20 protein-coding genes and 1 riboswitch are annotated in these 20,187 nt (G+C 41.4%); of the genes, 16 read left to right on the forward strand and 4 right to left on the reverse strand.

Annotation, left to right across the window (positions count from 1 at the left end):
- Positions 1-96 precede the first annotated feature (96 nt).
- Positions 97-723, forward strand: a complete 627-nt coding sequence (locus JC606_RS18855) for a LysE family translocator (RefSeq protein WP_198779172.1) — start codon at positions 97-99, stop codon at positions 721-723.
- 837 nt (positions 724-1,560) lie between these two features.
- Positions 1,561-3,474 carry a hypothetical protein gene (locus JC606_RS18860; protein ID WP_198779173.1) on the forward strand — a complete coding sequence of 638 codons (1,914 nt, stop codon included), beginning with the start codon at positions 1,561-1,563 and terminating at the stop codon, positions 3,472-3,474.
- A gap of 413 nt (positions 3,475-3,887) precedes the next feature.
- Here JC606_RS18860 and JC606_RS18865 read toward each other — a convergent pair whose 3' ends face one another.
- Positions 3,888-4,439 (reverse strand): hypothetical protein, encoded by a 552-nt coding sequence (locus tag JC606_RS18865; RefSeq protein WP_198779174.1) that lies wholly within the window; start codon positions 4,437-4,439, stop codon positions 3,888-3,890.
- A 313-nt stretch (positions 4,440-4,752) separates the two neighbouring features.
- On the reverse strand, positions 4,753-5,496 hold the full coding sequence (locus tag JC606_RS18870) for a hypothetical protein (protein ID WP_137406782.1): 744 nt from the start codon (positions 5,494-5,496) through the stop codon (positions 4,753-4,755).
- 971 nt (positions 5,497-6,467) lie between these two features.
- Between JC606_RS18870 and JC606_RS18875 the strand changes: the two genes are divergently transcribed.
- Positions 6,468-6,875 carry a GFA family protein gene (locus JC606_RS18875; RefSeq protein WP_004738846.1) on the forward strand — a complete coding sequence of 136 codons (408 nt, stop codon included), beginning with the start codon at positions 6,468-6,470 and terminating at the stop codon, positions 6,873-6,875.
- 134 nt (positions 6,876-7,009) lie between these two features.
- Positions 7,010-7,501: a signal peptidase II gene (gene lspA, locus JC606_RS18880; protein ID WP_198779175.1), complete on the forward strand. Its 492-nt coding sequence runs from the start codon at positions 7,010-7,012 to the stop codon at positions 7,499-7,501.
- Between the two features lie 314 nt (positions 7,502-7,815).
- On the opposite strand, the gene JC606_RS18885 is transcribed toward lspA, so the two are convergent.
- Positions 7,816-8,700 (reverse strand): DMT family transporter, encoded by an 885-nt coding sequence (locus JC606_RS18885; protein ID WP_198779176.1) that lies wholly within the window; start codon positions 8,698-8,700, stop codon positions 7,816-7,818.
- A 103-nt stretch (positions 8,701-8,803) separates the two neighbouring features.
- Complete coding sequence (locus JC606_RS18890) at positions 8,804-9,127, reverse strand: hypothetical protein (RefSeq protein ID WP_198779177.1); 324 nt, start codon at positions 9,125-9,127, stop codon at positions 8,804-8,806.
- 456 nt (positions 9,128-9,583) lie between these two features.
- Here JC606_RS18890 and JC606_RS18895 point away from each other — a divergent pair, with 456 nt between their 5' ends.
- From JC606_RS18895 to thiM, 12 genes are all read left to right on the forward strand, one after another.
- Positions 9,584-10,555 (forward strand): hypothetical protein, encoded by a 972-nt coding sequence (locus JC606_RS18895; protein ID WP_198779178.1) that lies wholly within the window; start codon positions 9,584-9,586, stop codon positions 10,553-10,555.
- A 350-nt stretch (positions 10,556-10,905) separates the two neighbouring features.
- Positions 10,906-12,003: a YdcF family protein gene (locus JC606_RS18900; protein ID WP_137406786.1), complete on the forward strand. Its 1,098-nt coding sequence runs from the start codon at positions 10,906-10,908 to the stop codon at positions 12,001-12,003.
- A 107-nt stretch (positions 12,004-12,110) separates the two neighbouring features.
- Positions 12,111-12,362, forward strand: coding sequence for a DUF2999 family protein (locus JC606_RS18905; protein ID WP_004738856.1), 252 nt, complete (start codon positions 12,111-12,113; stop codon positions 12,360-12,362).
- Between the two features lie 227 nt (positions 12,363-12,589).
- Positions 12,590-12,979 (forward strand): ASCH domain-containing protein, encoded by a 390-nt coding sequence (locus tag JC606_RS18910; protein ID WP_008216358.1) that lies wholly within the window; start codon positions 12,590-12,592, stop codon positions 12,977-12,979.
- A 129-nt stretch (positions 12,980-13,108) separates the two neighbouring features.
- Positions 13,109-13,849: a helix-turn-helix domain-containing protein gene (locus JC606_RS18915; RefSeq protein ID WP_198779179.1), complete on the forward strand. Its 741-nt coding sequence runs from the start codon at positions 13,109-13,111 to the stop codon at positions 13,847-13,849.
- Positions 13,850-13,926: 77 nt separating this feature from the next.
- The gene (locus tag JC606_RS18920; protein ID WP_198779180.1) at positions 13,927-14,844 is read left to right on the forward strand and encodes a DMT family transporter; all 918 of its coding nucleotides are present in this window, start codon (positions 13,927-13,929) and stop codon (positions 14,842-14,844) included.
- 97 nt (positions 14,845-14,941) lie between these two features.
- Positions 14,942-15,053, forward strand: a riboswitch (TPP riboswitch).
- A gap of 98 nt (positions 15,054-15,151) precedes the next feature.
- Positions 15,152-16,036: a bifunctional hydroxymethylpyrimidine kinase/phosphomethylpyrimidine kinase gene (thiD, locus tag JC606_RS18925; protein ID WP_198779181.1), complete on the forward strand. Its 885-nt coding sequence runs from the start codon at positions 15,152-15,154 to the stop codon at positions 16,034-16,036.
- Positions 16,026-16,790, forward strand: coding sequence for an ABC transporter ATP-binding protein (locus JC606_RS18930; RefSeq protein WP_198779182.1), 765 nt, complete (start codon positions 16,026-16,028; stop codon positions 16,788-16,790). The genes thiD and JC606_RS18930 overlap by 11 nt, the downstream gene beginning before the upstream one ends.
- Positions 16,783-17,598 (forward strand): ABC transporter permease, encoded by an 816-nt coding sequence (locus tag JC606_RS18935; RefSeq protein ID WP_198779183.1) that lies wholly within the window; start codon positions 16,783-16,785, stop codon positions 17,596-17,598. The genes JC606_RS18930 and JC606_RS18935 overlap by 8 nt, the downstream gene beginning before the upstream one ends.
- Before the next feature lie 118 nt (positions 17,599-17,716).
- Positions 17,717-18,673 (forward strand): ABC transporter substrate-binding protein, encoded by a 957-nt coding sequence (locus tag JC606_RS18940; RefSeq protein ID WP_198779184.1) that lies wholly within the window; start codon positions 17,717-17,719, stop codon positions 18,671-18,673.
- Between the two features lie 8 nt (positions 18,674-18,681).
- Positions 18,682-19,362: a thiaminase II gene (gene tenA / locus JC606_RS18945; RefSeq protein WP_198779185.1), complete on the forward strand. Its 681-nt coding sequence runs from the start codon at positions 18,682-18,684 to the stop codon at positions 19,360-19,362.
- 28 nt (positions 19,363-19,390) lie between these two features.
- A complete protein-coding gene (gene thiM, locus JC606_RS18950; RefSeq protein WP_198779186.1) occupies positions 19,391-20,176 on the forward strand; it encodes a hydroxyethylthiazole kinase in 786 nt (261 codons plus the stop codon).
- Positions 20,177-20,187 lie beyond the last annotated feature (11 nt).

The following is a 20,187-nucleotide window of genomic DNA, read 5'->3' on the forward strand; positions in this document are numbered from 1 at the left end:
GATTAACTGAATACTTGTAACCAAGAGCAGTTACACAGAATTATTTACAGGGTCCGGCCCTGGTATTACGTTGCTTATCCCTTAATAGGAAATATCATGAATTTTGAAAATTGGTTAGCTTTTTGCTCAATTGCACTTATTGCGGCAGCGATTCCTGGTCCTGCGATATTGCTAGTATCAACGCATAGTCTAGAGTTCGGGGCTGCACGTGCTCTTATTACCGCGGCAGGTAATGTAACTGGACTTTTTATTATGTCTACTTTCTCTATATTAGGATTAAGCGCGCTAGTGATTGTTTCTTCAACAGCTTTTACGATCATAAAAGTAATTGGGGCGTTATATCTCTTATATATGGGAGTAAAATTATGGCGTAATGGCGTAAAACTAAAAACAGCCGACAGCACATACCCAAAAAAATTTAGTGCTCGGAGCCTTTATTCTCAAGGGCTTCTCATTTCACTAACAAACCCTAAAGCAATTATATTTACATCTGCACTTTTTCCACAGTTCATTAATGCCTCAGAGTCTTTGTTTAATCAATTTTCAATACTAGTTACTACCCTTATGATGTGTTCATTTTTGTGTCTACTCTCATACTCTTTTTTGAGTCAGAAGTTAAAAGCTGGGGCTAAAAGCTTTGTATCAGGGAGCACTATCGGAAAGGTGTTTGGAACTACATTTATCAGTGCTGGTGCAGCTTTGGTAATGTCAACTCATAGATAATTGTGAATTAGTACAAGTTTGAAATGCAACTATCCCAAGATAGCCACCGATCATGGTGGCTTTTTTGTGCCTATTGCAGAGCCCAGCTAAAACACAAACAATCCACGGAAAACGCACAACTCATGCCCGCAGAGTCGCGTTATCGGTCTCATATTTTCGCAAATTTTGTCACTTGTCTTAACATGATGCTAGCGAGTTGTAAGGTTTATAGAAAGCACAAAGGAGGGGGAGTGTTTACGAGGATAAATTAACTTGTAGGGTGCCTAATAAAATTGCGAAGAGTGCAAAAAATTGAAATTTTGAAGATCAGCTATGAACATTATTGTATCGATTCTATTCTTATTGAATAAGCGCTGAGCGTGAATAGAGAATTGTAGCCCACGGATACCTTCGAACGTAAGTGCGCCCCAAATTATAATTTTTAATGCCTCACTCAAAAATTGGAATTACCTGACCTCTTAGTATGATAAGTGAATAAAAATGATTGGTTAATTTTAGTTATGAATAATAGACGTTTATTTTCGTTTAGGCATAGTAAATGGATATTCGAAGTCCAAAATAAAATTATTCCAGTATATATGGTGAGAGTGAAAATTAATTGTTAAGTTTGTTTTAATTTTGTGAAAAATAAAAATCCTATAAACAGCAATATCCTAAGTGGTTCGGAGTCTTTACGAGTATTTATTAGTTAGTTGATGTCTTAAATGATAACTTAATAATATAGGTGCTTTTAGTTGATTTAATTTGATATGCAACTGGATTTAAGTATGATGCATGGAACTAATACTATAAACGTAAAAACGGTATTACAAGATACCGTCCTAAAGAGAGTCAGTTATGCCCAAAAATTTCTTCATTTCCATGTTGGCGTTATTATTGTCAATAAACGCCGCACATGCTACCTCCCTGTCTGATAATTTAAAAGACCATATATATTCTAGTGAATTAGGTGTCTATCATTCTAGCCTTAATAATGAAGAGTCAGAAGAATTACTTCTCAAGCAATTAGAGGTTGCGAATGAATGTACAGTCAGTCCTGGACACTGTGAGCATGCGATATACTCGCTTTTAATTACAGCACAGATAAAAGTAAGGGAGACGGGTTCTACACTCGCTCAGCAAGAACTGTTGTATCTTCAAGATGCATATACTCAGTTAGAACAAGGCGGCAAAAACCTCACAGCATTCGATGTTCCATTGAGCTTTGTGAATATACGAATAAGCCTAATGAAGCAAGAGCTTCTTAAAGACATATTAATAGCGAACGCACAAGCAACGCCCATAGAGTTTAAAGGAGCTTATGCCACATTACTCAAAGAATTAGAGGAGAATCAATTTGAACGTCTTGATATTCCATTCTTATCGGAAAACTTTAATTTTGAAAACAATCTCTCTAGGGCTTACCTGCTATTATTACAATCCATTTTGAGTAGCTACTCTCAAGGTAATATTTTAAGCCTGCAAATGAATGAACTGATGAGTTCTACAATCGGAGAAACATTAAACAAGCCAGGCAGAGCGGTGCGCTGTGAAAATTGTACAACATCCTTTATTGTTGAATATTATAACGATTATTCACCCATTAAAAGCTACGGTGAAACAAACGTGGCTGAATTTGTATCCAGAAGATCACTCGCAATAGAGGGATTCGATAATTATCGCATTGCCTTCCCACACTATTACGTCCGTGAAATCATCCCTTTTTTACTGGGTTTAAAAACATATGTTCATGAGAATGCGCCTTATTTTATCGATCGCACTCGAAATTTGAATGATTTAAGTGATAACGAACGTCTCATGATTTTTCAAGAAATCAAAGATGCAATTAGAAGTGAAGGCGTAGAACTGAGCTTGTCGAGTATTGCAAATATGACATTCAGGTGGCTTACTGCTACCGGTCAAATGGAATCTTTACTTTCTTCAGGAGTTAAACTGGCGTCTCTTCGCTCAGGTCGGTTTGATCCTGGTTCCCATAATAAAATTTTTGCGGTAAATATTTTTACAAATGTTGTGTTGAAGAAAATACCAAGAATACTTGAAGGCGAGGTTTTAAGGTATGGATGTAGCAGGAGTGAGTGGCGACTACCTACTGTTTTATATATGTTACTAGAGGATAGGTGTGTATTTACTCCCACTTTCAAAAAGGGCGTGTTTTCTATCACAGCTTCTACAACTTTTCATGAACAAGATGAGTCCGAATACGTGCTCTCTGTCTATCATAAGCCGACGAACACAACATTATTCAGCAAGACCATTTCTAACAAGCAAGAAATAAGGCTTTACAGAGCAGCGCTTGGGGCCTTTAGTACCAAAGATTTAATCCTTTACATTCACAACAATAACCCTGAGGTAAGAGAAGACATAGCATCAATTCAACTTTCCGACCTAATGTTTGAAACTGGTTTTGGTGGGGTTATAAAAAATAATGTGTTTTATTTTGTTAGAAAACTTAAAACGCCTGAGTTCAATCAATTTAGAGCGGAAGATTATGGTTGTCCATTTTTCCAAAGGACCGAAGAGCAACAGATAGATTGTCTCAGAGACACACTTAACACACATCGGCTGCCAAACTACTTCTATAAAAATATGGAGTCCATTGGCCCAGCTTTTTCTGGATTACATACTTCGCTCGAAGACATCATTCAAAATGAAGATCGTGCAAAAAAAGAAGCGGAGAGACTGGCAATAGAGGAGCTAGTAGAAAACGCACTGAGTGGACAAGGGTGGGGCTCAGGAAACGGCCCCTACTGATCTACTCACTAATTGAATATGCTGTATGTCCGAATACCAAGTTGGAGCAAAGTCAAATTAGCCAGTGAAGTAAGCTTTTAGATGAGCCATCGAAGTGCGATGCACTATATTTGGGAACTCTGTCGTCATCTCAAACATCATTGAACCATTTTTCTATGTAAATTAGCTTGGTATTCAAACTAGCGACAATAGTAGACCGTTCGTTTAATCGCTGTGGAGCTTCTGCATGAACAGCGAGGGGAGAAAGTTTCAGACCCTCGCTGATCATAGGCAGATTCTAAACTGGGACTTTCTTAATCACTTGCATAATTAGCAAAAGTACGAGCAAAGCCAATGAATTTTAGAGTACAAGTACTGCTTTTTGAGTATGAAAAAGTTAAGTAATTCACTCTAATAGTAAGTTACTCATACTTTTAGTTAGTCATAATTACTGGAACTTCAACATCGCAAAAAGTGATTTGATTTCCTGAGTTATCTGTAAACCCGTATCTTTCATTTACTCTATCTACAATTTCGTCAACTGATGTGTCATAAGCCCTGCTGTCAGAATATTTTTTAGGGCGTTTTATGCGATCAGCACCGTCCCAAGATTCATAAAAATAAAGCGGCTTCGATCTTAACCAGCACTCAGCTCCTTGAGCTTTGTATGCCGTAAACCAAACACTTTCGTTTCGATTATTATCGTAGTCTGCGAAATGTGAAACTTGAAAAGAGCTAAAAGAAGCAAATTTATCCCTTAATACAAACCAACTACGCCAAGAGTTTAAGTCATAACCAACAGCGAGAATATCAACGTAAATGCTTTGATCAAACCAAACATTGATATAATGATTATCTGCAGTGAGAAGGCTAACACAAAGTCCAGATGGCTCTTCACGGCAATTCTGAAAATTAGCTAAAGATGAGAAACTGAGTAAAGTTAAAAATAGAGGTATTAATAGGTATCTTATTTTCCAACTGACCATATTGCTAATCCTGTTACTAAGTAAAAATTACTGATAAATTAATATAATTATATTGGTTAGAATAAAAAGCCTTTAACCATCTAGAACGTGAATAAGATAATTAATCATAATGACTTTGCGAAAGATACTGGTTTGATTGTAGAGTCAAGGCCATAATTGGTAGCCCGATTTTCATACCGTTTCAACGAGCAAAAGCCAGTGCTGATAGATTGAATGCTGGCTTTTTTATAGAGTTTGCAATATCGGGCTCATACTTGAACGCTCAAATATAGGAATCAGCTTGAGACTACCAGAGTGTATCTTTTTGTGTGTATCAATCGAGGGAAGCTCTCTTAATGTTCAATAAAACCTCGCCGCTGTTATCTTGATCTGTGTCAGCTAAGAACAAATTTATCTCGCCTTGAGTCGAAATCAATACTTCTTTATCTTCTACAGCGACAAGACGTTTAACGCCTTCAGGGTCTACAAATGTTAAGCCAACACTGCCAAATTTGTCATACGCAGTATTATATATGGCGTTATTTTTTATTATTGATACAGCATAGGTGGTATGCGGTTCAACAGTATGTGTTAGGTAGTTTCCGTTTATGGCATTCATCGTATGCTCTTCAGCGTTAATGGTTAGAATATCACCTTCAACGTCCGGCTCTCCTATGATCATTAACTCAAAATCATATATGGTTGTCTCCCGAGTACTCCAAAGAATAAAATCGATATCACCACTCAAGAAAGTGTCCCCAGAGCCTACCCAACATTGATACTGACCAGGTCGGTATGTGATTGCAAAAGATGAACTGAAAAGCTCGCCCTCTAAAAAAGGGCGAAAGTAGAACGGATTGTAATCAGCAATGCTGTTGAACTTGAAACAAAGTTCTTGGACTGATTTAAACTTAGTACCAAAGTTAACATTACCACGCTGGTTTGCCGCAAACTCGAGTTCAGGATAAGGTATTTCTATTGGGAAACCATTGTCCATTTGTGCTTTGGCAGTTAGCTCAATAGCTGCATTGGCATAAGTCGCAAGCAACAGAGACGCGCAAAGGATCTGTTTTTTCATAATATATATCAGCCTAACTTGTTGTTTTAATGAGCCTGCTTAATATATTTACATTTTCCAAATATGCAACCTGTTTGTTATCGAGTTGTGTGTTGATTACATTCTTCTTTTGACCTCAAACGTTGTGACCTGATTAATTCGTTTCTACAACCACTTTTTATTACCATTGTGTAAATCTACTGAACTAGTAAAAACGGCTCTATCAAGTGAATGGATCGTTTTGTCGACTTACTTCTACTGCTGATGGGATTAAAAGATTCCCTAAATCAATATTTACTAAAGATAACCCCGAGAATCTGCCTCTGAAAGCATGGAGGACTATGCGGAATAGCGGTTCGAGAAGCGTTGGAAAGGAAATGCTGTCACATGCTGAATTGTTTTCACTCAGACTATAGGGCATTTTAGAATTAAGAGAGCATGACCACGTTAGCCTAAACCGTGGATATAAAACCGACAATGCCACCTAGGTAATCGACACATTCGAACCAACGCATAACTTCTCTTGATCAGCAGGCGATTAAAGTTAGTTAGCTCCTATTTGATTGTTTTGATGAATGGTCGGTTTGATAAAGTCAATCTTACTTGTGTAAAACTAGTTGCGCATACCGTTGCTGGGTACATGTACTTGAATTTTAGTGGACTAAGGCTGTAGCCTCCGCGAGAGATAAATTTGTATAAAATATGTTTCACAATAGTCATAGACAGAATTTGTTTGTCAATCCTAGTTGGAAGCTGTTTATCAGAAATAATCAAAAACATGTATTTAACAGATTGGAAGCTTCCTCAACGAGTAAAACGTTGTTTTCACTTGAAATTAGTAGCCTATTTTTTGATTGTGGTAGTTGAAGTGATTCCAATGACGTTTGTAAAGTGAGAGGGCAGAATACAGTCGATAGGAATTGAGATGATATTTCATGGTGTGGTGCTATGAGTGCTGACGGATATTCGTAAACTAAATTCAGGAAAAGTAGATGTACAAAGGTAGCTGTTTGTGTGGTTCAATCCAGTTTGAACTTGACGGTAATATAACTGATATTATTCACTGTCATTGCTCATTGTGTCGTAAAGCGAGTGGAAGTGCTTACGCTACAAATGGTTTTATTAATGCGCAAGATCTGAAGCTAACAGACCATAGTGATTCGCTCACCTTTTACGAGAGCAGCGAGGGTAAGCGGAAGTATTTTTGTCGGACTTGCGGTTCGCCATTATACAGTTCAAATGCTCAATCTCGAGAAAGGTATCGCCTTCGCATAGGGGCATTAGATAGCGATATATTGGAGCGTCCCCTTTCTCACAACTTCGTGACTTCGAAAGCTAACTGGGAAGATTTAAATGTAGAATTGCCTCGATACCATAGGCATGAGCCGGGGCGGAAATAGCCCTACACAAAGACTTTATAAAGGTGTTTAACTCCTTACTTTAGACGCATCTAAGTTGATACTTTTTTAGAATACGAGAAACGTTTACTGCGCTTGTGCAGGGAGCAATTAGACTTTAATAACGTAGAGGTAATATGGAATTAAAAAAGAGAATACAGGTGCTAACAGTTGTCGCCTTCTTGTGCGTTAGTATTGATCAGATAACAAAGCTTATTGCTGCTGAGTACTTGCCCAGGAACATGATGCGTAGTTATTTTTTCGACACTCTTCGTATTGGCTATACTGAAAATATTGGTGCGTTTTTAGGCTTGGGCAATGGTCTATCGGATGAGATCCGATTTGGTATTTTTGTTTTGGGTGTGAGTCTCTTCTTGTGTTTAGGCATTACTTACTTAATGACAAGTCCTCGATTAAGTACGAACTCGTTGTTTGCAATCTCAATGATTCTATCCGGAGGAGCGAGTAACCTTTATGATAGAGTGATAAATAATGGCGCGGTGGTGGATTTTCTCAATATAGGCTTTGGTTCATTTCGTACTGGTATTTTCAATATTGCTGATATAGCTATAGTCGTAGGTGCTCTGTTACTACTATTATTGGGCAGTAAACCTGAAACGGGTAGGTAACTGTCTTACGATAAACGGAGTAAGAGTTACAATATTTTGAATTGGTTGATAACAGCCACTCATTTATTGCTAACCACTAGTTTAACCCCAGCGGGGTTTGTTTTTTCTATTCTCATTTTTGAGGATAACAGGCAACATTGAAAAGAAGCTTAAGTGGCCAGTTTAGTTTGGTCACTTAAGCTTGATTCATATTTATTCAGTTTTAGTACTTAAGCAATTATCGTAGGTTAAGTACTAGGGTTAATGCGAAGGCATCGACTACACAGATGGCTCTAGCGATATTTTCTTGTATGTGCATGATATTTTTAATATTATTAATTAGATTTAATCATTTTGTTGTTTACTCTGGGTTGTTTAAATAGATAGATTGATACAATCACAACAAAGGAGCCGAACATAGTTGTCGCTGTTATGGCTGTGCCAAAAGCTATATGATCAAATGCCATAGTGAAAATAGGTGTAAGAAAAAATAATATACTAACGCTATTAGCTGAATTTTTGGACAGCAGGTACAAAAGTAATAACACGGCACCGGTTGATACAACACCAATCATCCAGCCTGCAGAGATTATAAACTTTGTCGTTAAATTAACGTCCCATCCGATAGTTACGGATATTACTAGGAAAAATAATCCAGCAAATGCATTTTGAACTAATGAGGACTCTATAGGGTCTACACTAATATTATTCTGGTATACACTTCCCACCGTTATTGCTAAAACAGCGATCAGAGAAAATAACATCCCTAAAAAAGTAATAGTGCTAACGTCCTTTGCACCATAGACAGCTAGAGTTAACCCCGAAAACCCCAAAATTAGAGTAAAGTAGCTCTTCAATGAGGCATTTTCTCTGCTAATAAAAGGTGTTAATAGCGGCTGTAATCCCAGTACAATTGCGACTATTCCTGGAGATATTTCATACTCTATGGCAAGAAAGTAGCACCCCTGATAGCATACTTGTAACAGAAAACCTGACATTAGAAGCTTTCTTAGCGTTGGTCTTGTCAGTCTGGTTAATGATGTAAATGGTGACCTCCGCAATAAAATCGCAATCAAGCCAACTAGCATGAGAGCACCCAAGCTTCTTACTGTGAGAAATGACCAAACGGATGCATCCTCTAATCCCATTTTCACAAAAATTGCGCCGCTGCTCCACATTATAAGAAATAATATCGGTGCGAATTTTCCTAAATTACTCATTATTACTAATATCCAGATAATGATTGTTTTAGTTCAATTTTTTGATTGCTTTCAAGAAATTTCGACTACCTTACTGGGAAATAAACAAACCGGCATGCGTTTTTTAATCGACCAGAAGGGTTTCTTTAATTCCTATCTCGCAACTTATGAATGTCGATTCGGATAGTTCTACATGCAAGTAATAGCGATCCGGTTGGTTCATCGCCTGTTGGAAAGTGCCAATGCATCTATCTAAACGTTGTGGTTTCTCGTAAGCGCTTTGTCGCCACTCGATGCGAATTCTCTGCCCCGTGTACTTTTCGACGCCACTCAGGCTATGTTGCTCACCACCGAGTTTAAAAGCGGTGACTTGATCAAATAAGAATAATTCGCTGGCTGAAGCTGTGTTGAGCGATAGTAGTGCTAATAATGCGAGTTTAATTTTCATTGGGAGTAGCTCTTTAAAATAACTTTCAGTTACGCAGTTTGTGGACTTTACCTTTCACTTATGGTGTGAGAGATAAAATTAGTCATTAATAAATTAGAAATCTTAGATGTTAAATTTAATGGTGGTGATACCTTAATTTAATTGAAGGTTAATATAAGCATGGTTTCAACTTTATCAATGTTTAATTTGATATCCTTTATTTTAATTTCAGTTATTTGGAATGTGAAAGAGATAAATAAAGGTCTATATCTATAGTTTTAACTTTAATTAACACTATCATTAGTTAATTATGGCTCACAGTGTTTTGTATATTTATTGTTTTAATTGTATTTTATTTTTCTTGTATAGTTGATTGTAATCACAGATGGATTTTTTATTTTTTAATTCACGCTTTACTGGGTTGAATTTTTTATCAGGATAAAAGATATTCTCGCCAAAATATGAAGGAAGTAAATAATGAAGAATATCACCCCACTAGTAATGTTATTAATTTCAGCGAGCGCTGCGAGTGAAACCTATATTGTTAGCCCGAATACAAAGCACGGGCTCCCAACCCTGACTGAAGAACCTAATCTGTATCAAGCACCTAGTTTTGACTTTTTCGACTTTAGTGAGGGGTATTTGGCACAGAGGGCTGAAGCCAGTGCCTTGTTACCAATAGCGCTTAATAGCATAGATAGAGTGTGTATTAGTACTACCTTTAGCGAGATAGATAGAGAGGAGCGTTACCCGCAATCCGGTGTTTTGGTCTATACGTATGCCACAAACGCTCAAGGTAAAAAAACGCACAACACTACTATCGGTGACAGAATACCGTTGGCAGAAGTATCGCAGCATTGTTTGGACGAATCATCATGGGTTTATGATAATTGGTTGGCAGACAAACGTATCGACTTTACCCCTTATAGCTCAGCGTTCGCATTGATTGAAAATGTCGATGTCGTGGTTGAAGGAGACTTATCTTTGTCTCAAGATCCTGTCGAGTTTGTTGAGCAGTATTTTGATTTCATCACTAAGGTCGGTTTTAACCAGTCTGCAAGTTTCTATCATACGGATGCCATTAGAGAACTCAAATCAATCATTATGGAAGGCCTTCAAAATGGAAATCAGAACGTTCTTGATATCGTGAATATTGCCTTTGGTACCGGAGCTGCTAGAGAAGACATCGCGGTTATGGATGATAAAGTCTTTATGAATACTTTCCTAAATATTCGCAAGATTGCTCAAGGCTCCAATACTGCTAAATTATCTTCTTTCAGTGTAATTAATGACTTTGATTACCAAGGTCAAAAGTATATTACGGTCGAGAAAAAAGAGCAGTTCGGGGACCGAGTTACTACACAGTATGAAACTATTATACTAAAGAGCGATGGAGATTACTGGATGTTAAACCTTTCCGGTAACATCAAAGCACTTCTTGCTGTGTAACTTGTTTATACGGGGTTACACGAGATTTTCTCTAAACACATTAAGAGAGACAGGAAAAGGGCCTCTATGTTGGAGGTTCTTTTGTTTGAAATTCTGTTCTTGCATTGATGTCATGGTATACGAGTTATTCTGTAGTTTGAGGGAAGCAAGGTTCGCGTAGCTTTTTCAAACTGAAATTTTATCAGCAAACACGCTTACTGATATTGTCAAAATCGTGATCTCCAGTCATACCTTATGTAACAAATGAATATCACCTGTAGATACTTTGGATTAGTTCACAGTTTTTTTGTCCCAGCTGCTTACATTAGGCAGAAAATCTGACGTGAACACTTTTCGACACAGGACCCCTCATGAAAAAGAACATTATCGCCCTCGCTCTTGGCGGCATACTAGCCTTTGGCACAGCCCCATTTTCTTTTGCTGCTAACGATGGCGCAGTTCAAGCTTCTGCCGATTACGCTCAGCTAGTGACGAAGCGACAGGTTGTCGACCAATTACTTCTTGATGCATTGCAAGCGTTTAAGTCTCCGGCGAGAATTTCTCACGCCGGTTTCACAGCAAAAATGCCAAGTAACATGGAAATTGTGACCAACCGACTGCTAGAGGCTTACCAACTAGAACCTTATCGTACTGACTTACTGATCTCGGCAGCGAACGCTCAGATTTACAACAAAAATGCAGAGCGCGCGATTGAGCTGTTTGAACAAGCACTGACGGTTGCACCAGACGATGTTGACCTTCATGCTTATCTTGCGGTTTGGCAGCGATTTGAAGGCAATGAAAGTGAATCCAATAAGCACATGGAGAAGCTAGAAAGCCTGAACGAAGGTAAGGCTGAAGATATTAAACGCATTTTTGCGACGGTTGATCGCGTGTTAGAAACACCGCTTAAAGAATCTGCAGACAAAGGTTTGCTGGATGATCACGGCGCTATCGTTACTCTAGGTTATGCGCTGAATCCAGACGGCTCAATGCATCAGATCTTGATTGAGCGTCTTGAGACAACTCTAGCTATGGCTAAAGCGAATCCGGATGCGATGATCGTGTTAACGGGTGGCGTGCCGAAGAACCACAAGACTGAAGGTAAGTTGATGGCGGACTGGCTTATTGAAAAAGGGGTAAGCAAAGATCGCATCATTGAAGAAAATTATGCGACTAGCACGGTTGGCAATGCCTTATTCAGTAGTTATGCGTTAGCTCGCCACAACATTAAACACGCGACGATTATTAGCTCGGCAAGCCACGTTCGCCGTGGTCAAACTCTATTTGAAGTGGCAAGCTGGCAAACTGGACCTCAAGGCATTACTTTCGATACGGTTTCTTACCCTGATAAGCCACTTTCAGAACTCAAGAAAGCAAGTGATGGTGAGCTGCTAGGTATCTACCGTGACGCTCTTCGTACCTATGGTATGTGGAGTTACCGCTCTTACCCGTTAGAGTCTCGCTAGGTTTAGCGTTACTTCACACTAGGCAAAGTATAAGTTGCTAGTACAATCGAGCACAGCTAGATGGTATGCTGTGCTCCTATTTTATTTAGTGTTTCAAAGGTAAAAAGATGAACCCGATTCTAGCAATGTTGAAAGAGAACAATATTAGCGACGCGCAAATTAGCGAGCTATTCCAAACGTTGACTGAAAACCCTCTTGCAGCAATGGCGACGATCAGCCAACTTGGTTTACCACAAGACAAGCTTCAAATGCTTATGGGGCAGGTAATGCAAAACCCTGCGCTAATCAAAGAAGCCGTTGAAGAACTTGGCCTAGATTTTTCTAAGGTTGAAGCCGCTAAAGAGCAACTTCAAAAGTAATTGAGTGTAGAAGGCAATTTAGTTAATGAGCGATCACCAGTTAGGTTAACAGCTCTTAGCCATGCCAATCAGACTTGAGTTAAAAAGCCGTTTGAGTAGCAATACTTAAACGGCTTTTTTGATTTTGTGATTCTGTACTCATGTGAACTAAGCTCAATATAAAGTAACGGCTGCGCTTACTTGAGTTATGGTAAGCAGCACGAAACAACATTTAAAAAAGAGGGCTTATGAATTCTTACAAGCTGGAAATCTACCAACGACCGCTAGACGCAATAAAGAGTGGCGCGAAGCGTGTTGAGATAAGAACAAATAACAGTTATGAGGCCATTCAATATGACCAGCTGACTAAAGGAGACCACATTGCTTTTCAAGTGATATCAGGTCCACCGTTTGTTGGTTTAGATGTGATTAAGCCAAACGCGCTGACTGTCGAAGTATTGGACGTAAGAAACTATCCTGACCCAAGAGCGTTATTGATGACAGAGGGACTAGGAGTGCTATCTAATTTGAGTGATTCAATTGATGAGGGCGTTGAGCTTCTCTACAGCTTTCACGAATACAAAGAGATGATCCCGGTTCACGGTATCTTTGCTATTGAGATTCGCGTTATCGAATAGTATCGCTATAGGGGAACGGTCACTATTTACGAGAAGTGTGACTAACTGCAGATGATAAGTTAATGTGTCTCAAATACTTTTACTTGTATACAGTTACCTTTACGCACTTAACCAACGTCGGCGTTGCTCATGAAATCTAGCTTAAGCATTCGATCTTACACCAAGCAATTTAATACTCATGCACATGACGGCTACCATCAACTGGTACTGCCTATTCAAGGGAGTATTAGTATTGAAATGATTGGGTATGTTGGTAAGGTCGCTGTTGGTGAATGTGTGGTAATTCCAGTCACGACAGCCCATGCGTTTAAGGCGGATGAAGCGGCACGGTTTATTGTTGCGGATATGATAGAGTTACCGCGGCACTTGTTAGAGCATGAGCTTTCGGTTTTCACGATAACGCCACCTTTAATGAGCTTCTTGCTGTTCGTGGAAAAGCAGTTGGAATACCAAGTCGACAGTGGCATTGAATCATCTATCTTGGATGTGTTTTCACTACTATTAGAGCAACAAGAAGTCAGCAAGAGCATTGACCCTCGTATTCGTGTGGTCCAAAGGCTCATTGCGGATAATTACGCTCAGCCTCTCTCTATTTCTCAGCTTGCAGAAACGGCTTGCTTGAGCCCCACTCAATTTAAGAAGCGCTTTAAAGAGTGCATTGGAATCAGTGCGCTTAAGTACATCACTCGCTATCGTATGGAGAAAGCACAAGCCTTGCTAAGTCATACCGATTTACCCGTTCAATTGGTCGCAGAGAATGTGGGTTATAGTGACTTGTCTGCATTCAGTCGACGCTTCTCTCAGCACTTCGGCATGTCTCCAAGGGCGTTTTTAGGTTCAATGAAAGAGAGTCTTCCGAAACAAGAATAGCGTCCTTTTGGCAAACTCAACCTAGCGTATGTTTACTATTATCTAGTTCAGAAATTAAAATAGACTAGGTAATAACAATGAATCTTGCCATCAATCGCGTTAACGAATTCCAAACGGGCACTTTAGCCATCGTGTTTGCTTCTGTTTTATGGGGTACGACAGGTACAGCCGCAAGCTTTGCGCCGGATCTCAGCCCGCTAGCGATTGGCGCCTTTTCAATGGGCTTTGGTGGCTTGATGCAAGCGGGCTTGGCGTATCGAAAGATCTTATCTTCACTTGATAAGTTTTTGATCAACAAAAAGCTGTTGGCAGCGAGTGCGCTGGCTTTGGCGATCTATCCTTTGGCTTTCTATTCTTCGATGAAATTATCGGGTGTCGCGATGGGAACAGTGGTGTCGATAGCTACTGCTCCGTTCTTTTCTGCACTATTAGAGTGTCTTATTAGCAAAGATAATAACATTAATAAACGTTGGCTGACGAGCTTTGCCATTGGCGTGGTTGGCATTGGGTTATTGGTGTTTTCTGAGTCGTCAGTGGGGAGCGAACCTAATGATGACATGAAGCTTTTGGGCATTGGTTTAGGTTTGGTTGCTGGGTTATGTTATGCCATTTATTCGTGGGCGACAAAAGCTCTGATAGACGAAGGCATTAAGTCGCAAGCGGCGATGGGCAGCATATTTGGTTTAGGTGCAATGTTGTTATTACCAACGCTATGGTTCACTGGTGACAATCTATTCGCTTCAAGCACGAACGTATTCGTGGTTAGCTACTTGGTGTTACTTCCTCAATGTTTGGGTTATATCGCCTTCAGTTTCGGGTTACGACATGTCACCGCAAGTAGCGCTAATTTGATTACTTTGCTTGAGCCAGTGGTTGCCGCCGTATTGGCTGTCTGGATTGTGGGGGAGCGCATACCTTTAGTCGGTTGGATTGGTATGTTGTTGATAGTCATGTGTTTATTTATTCAATCACAACCAAATGTCCAGCGAAACTAAGTGCTTGTTAACAAAGCTAAATTGAATTTTATTCATGCTTGTATCTTATAACTGAATAAAATGAGTATCTCAGTCGCAAGAGTGCTGTTACTATCGTTATCAATAGTCGGGGGGCATCTACCTTAATTGGTATTTGCTGAGATCGTTATTCGAGACCCGTTGAACCTGATTCAGTTAACACTGGCGTAGGGAACTATGATGACTTTGTCTATGTGGTCCAACAATGATCTCTCATTGGTTTCATTTCCACACTCTCTTTACGGCCAAAGTTCGGTTCTCTTACGTCTTTTAGATAGTAGGAGCGACCATGACGCAGCATTCCAACACTCAAGCGCCACTCAAGAATACTCAAACACCACACAACCAATCTTCGGTGGTCAATACTCCGATTGTTTTAACCATAGCAGGCTCTGACAGTGGCGGCGGTGCTGGTATTCAAGCGGATATTAAAGCCATGTCTGCAACGGGTAGCTTCGCTTGTTCTGTGATTACTGCCATTACCTCTCAGAATACCCAAGGGGTGTCAGCCATTTTTCCAATCCCAATTGAGCATGTTGCCAGCCAATTAGATGCGGTGTTCACCGATCTGAATATCGTGGCGGTAAAAGTCGGTATGTTGGCGGATTCGCAAATCATCGAAGTCGTTGCAGACAAAATAAAACAATACCAGCCAAAACACTTAGTGATTGATCCTGTAATGGTCGCGACAAGTGGTGACCTGCTTTTAGAAAACTCAGCCATCACGACGCTGAAACAAGAGTTGATTCCGCTGGCAGACATCATTACGCCTAATTTGCCTGAAGGCGCAGCATTAACAGGCAAAGCCGTGCCTGAAAGCGAAGCTGAAATGCAGGACATGATTGAAGACCTGCGTGCTTTAGGTGCTAAAGCAGTCCTGCTAAAAGGCGGTCACTTGGAGAAAGATGAAAACAGTAACGATTTACTGATTCTGCCAACCACATCTGCCTTGATTAGCGCGAAGCGTTTCCCTACCAAAAACACCCATGGCACGGGTTGTACGCTATCTTCTGCAATTGCTTCTTTCTTGGCTCAAGGCAACACGCTGTCAGAGGCTGTTGACCTAGGCAAACAATACATTTCACGCGCTATTGCACATGCTGACGAATTGAAAGTCGGTCAGGGTCATGGCCCGGTAAATCACTTTTTTGCTGGGCACGGTAATGTCCGTTAATACGGTTGGCGTTCAACTTAGCAATGCGACGCTGCGTTACCGAGATAGCGAGCACGCGACCCTTTCGGGACTGTCACTTAACTTAAGCGCAGGTAAGTGGACAGTGCTGCTTGGGCGAAGCGGTTGTGGGAAAACCACGGTATTGCGTTACTTGGCAGGTTTGTTGGGCGACAAGGCGGAGTGGCGGGGCGTGTTGGCAACGTCTGATGAACTGCCTCTAACCGATCGCATTGCCTATATGGCACAGCAAGATTTGTTATTGCCATGGTTGTCGGTTATCGACAACGTGTGTCTGAGCCATCGCTTTCAGAACACCACGAACAAGCACCTAAACACAGAGCAAAAGAACCAAGCGTTCGAGTTACTCGCTTCGGTTGGTTTGGCTGATTACGCGGATACTATGCCGGATCAGTTGTCTGGTGGTATGCGCCAACGTGTTGCTTTGGCTCGAACCTTAATGCAAGACAAGCCAGTCGTGCTGATGGACGAACCATTCTCTGCGTTGGATGCGGTGACAAGACACAAGTTACAGAGCTTAGCGTGTGAACTGTTAAGAGATAAAACCGTTGTGTTGATTACTCATGATCCACAAGAAGCGGTGCGTTTGGCGGATAACTTGTATGTGCTGCAAGGCTCGCCTGCGAGTGCTCACTCTTTACCTGTGCCTCACACCTCAACGCCACGAGTACTCGATGGTGAGTGTGCCGAGTTGCAACAGGCGATCTTAGATCAGTTGGAGCGCGATTATGAATGATCTAACGCGAAGTGAAGCTGTGACTCAGTCAACGAACGTGCAGTCTAGCACTGAACGTTCAAGTCAGATGAATCCCGTTATGCGTTTGCTTATCAGCAGTGTTGTGATTCTTGGCTTATGGCAACTTGTGGTCGTTGTTTTCGAGATGCCGAGCTTCATTCTGCCAGCGCCAGCAGAAGTCTTTTTAAAGCTGATTGAACGTTACGATGTGTTACTCAAACACACATGGGTGACTGCGCAAGAGATCTTACTTGGGCTATTACTAGGTTTGTCTATGGGGCTGTTTTTCGCCCTGCAGATGTTGATGTTTGATCCGTTGAAACGTTGGCTGTTGCCTATCTTGATTGCTAGCCAAGCGATCCCTGTATTTGCGATCGCGCCAGTACTGATGCTGTGGCTAGGCTATGGCATCGCCTCAAAGGTAGTGATGGCAGCAATCATAATCTTCTTCCCTGTGACGACCTGTTGCTATGACGGCCTGCGTAATACACCTGCAGGTTATCTTGACCTCGCCAAGACGATGGGCGCATCGAAATGGCAACTGCTACGCCACATTCAACTTCCTGCTGCACTGCCAATATTGGCGTCAGGTATTCGTGTGGCTGTGGTTATCGCCCCAATTGGCGCAGTTGTTGGCGAGTGGGTAGGTTCGAGTGAAGGGCTAGGCTACCTGATGCTGCAAGCCAATGCGCGCATGATCATTGATGAGATGTTCGCGGCCTTGTTTATTTTGGCGGTGCTCTCTATCTCGCTCTACTTCATCACAGACAAATTACTCAAAAAAGCTATCCCTTGGGAGAACCAGTGATGGCTAGCTCAATAACTCTTTGTTTAATAAAGCTTCGCTCAGGCTATTTATCTAAACAAACCTCGTTAGAAATTAGATCGACAAACACAATAATAATATTCAAAAGGAAAGGTTAACTATGAAAAACACCAAATTGGTACGTGCAGTGGCACTGCTTGCTTCGCTAGTTTCAGGTCATGCATTAGCGGATTCGGAACAGAAGAAACTGACTCTGATGTTGGATTGGTTTGTAAACCCGAACCACGGTCCAATTGTGATTGCTCAAGAGCGTGGTTACTTTGCAGAACAGGATCTAGAGATTGACATTCAAGAGCCCGCAGACCCAAGCATACCTGCAAAACTTGTTGCAGCAGGTAAGGTCGATCTCGCAGTCACTTACCAACCAAGTTTAACCATGGATGTGGCGGCAGGCTTGCCTCTCGTTCGTGCATCAACCCTTATTGCAACACCGTTGAACACACTAATGGTGCTGGATAACGGCAAGAACGATTCGTTAGCGGATCTGAAAGGCAAGAAGATCGGTATCGCGATTGCGGGTAATGAAGAAGCGACGATCGGTACCATGCTGGCTCAGGAAAACGTTGCGTTTACAGATGTGCAAACCATCAATGTTGGTTGGGCTCTTTCGTCTTCACTGGCGTCAGGAAAGGTAGATGCCATCTGGGGTGGCTTACGTAACTTCGAAACGAACCAACTAGCCCTAGAAGGATTTAAAGCCAAAGCATTCTTCCCAGAAGAGCACGGTGTGCCAGCTTACGATGAGCTGATCTTTGTGGCGAACGCAAAGAAACACGACGACGAAGCAATCAAAGCATTCAACAAAGCACTCGAGCAAGCAACGACTTACATCGTGAACCACCCACAAGACTCGTGGAGTGAGTTTGTAGCGTATTCACCAGATACGCTAAACAACGAGCTAAACCAACGCGCATGGAACGACACATTGACTCGTTTTGCACTTCGCCCTTCTGCAGTAGATATGAAGCGTTACGATGATTACGCGCAGTTCATGTTCGACAAAGGCATTATTAAATCACTACCAAAAGCCGCTGATTACGTACCGACTTTTGACTAAGGAATCTCATGAAATACCAAGACTTAATCCAAGCCTGTCAGCAAGATTGGCAAGACTACACCGAGCATGATTTTGTTAAAACGCTGGCAAACGGCACTCTTGCTCAGCCGTGTTTTCTGCATTACTTGAAACAAGATTTTCTGTTCTTGAAACAGTATGCCCGTGCTTATGCATTGGCGATTTATAAGGCAAAAACACTAGCTGATATGCGCCGTGCTCTGCCAAGTGTTCATGCTCTATTGGATTCTGAAATCTCTCACCACGTGACTTACTGTGGTCAGTGGGGTTTAACGGAATCTGATTTAGAAAACGAACCTGAAGATTTCGGCACAGTGGCTTATACACGCTACGTTTTAGACGCGGGTATGACGGGTGATCTTGTTGATCTTTATGCGGCACTGGCTCCGTGTTCAATTGGTTATGCTGTGATTGGTAAAGCGCTGTTAGAAAGCAGTGACACTGTTTTGGAAGGTAACCCATACGCAAGCTGGCTTCAGCTTTACGGTGGTGAAGAGTTCCAGTCTGGCGTGGCAACGGGTGCAGAGTATTTCAATCAGCTACTGGCTGAAATTGACATTAACAGCGAGCGCGGTCAGAACATCGTTCATATCTTCAAAACGGCAACACGTATGGAAGTGTCTTTCTGGCAGCAAGGTCTAAATGCACTGAATGACTCAACAACGGCTTAAAGCAACTTTGACGAATAAGGATTAACCCATGCTAACTGAACAAATCATCCAATCGTTGCGCGCAGTACGAGAGCAAAAACCGCTGGTTGTGAACATCACCAACTATGTAGTGATGAACAACACGGCCAATGCGTTATTAGCGATTGGCGCTTCGCCTATTATGGCGCACTCACAACAAGAACTGGCAGAGGTGATGTCTTTCTCTGGCGCTTTGGTGATCAACATCGGCACGCTCGACAGCGTTTGGACGCCAAGAATGTGTTTTGCGGTTGAACAAGCTAACGCGAACAGCAAGGTTGTGGTGCTTGACCTTGTCGGTTGTGGTGCAAGTACTCTGCGTACCGAAACTTCTCGTGAAATCGCACGTTTAGCGGATAAGTTGATCATTCGTGGTAACGCGTCTGAGATTATCGCACTAGCGGGCGAGCAAGCACAGAGCAAAGGTGTGGATGCGCTTGATAGCAGTGATGCTGCGTTAGGTGCTGCACAGTGCTTAGTGGCTGAATACGGTGCAAATGTGGTGATATCTGGTGAGACAGATTACGTTGTCACCAAAGACAGCGTGGTGACGTTAAACAATGGACATCAAATGATGCCGTATGTTACTGGCATGGGTTGTACCTTAACCGCATTGACAGGCGCATTTGCTGCAGTTGGTGATGAAAGCGGTTTGGCTGCGGCGGCGGTATTAGGCGTGGTTGGTGAAATTGCTGCTGAGAACTCTCGCGGCCCAGGTAGCTTGCAAATGAACTTGCTCGATGAGCTGTATCAGTTAGATGAAGAGACTCTGATTCAACGTTTGAAGATTCAGTAGAGTTAATCTAG

This window comes from Vibrio sp. IB15, from assembly GCF_016406055.1.
In the GTDB taxonomy this organism is placed as follows: Bacteria; Pseudomonadota; Gammaproteobacteria; order Enterobacterales; family Vibrionaceae; genus Vibrio; species Vibrio chagasii.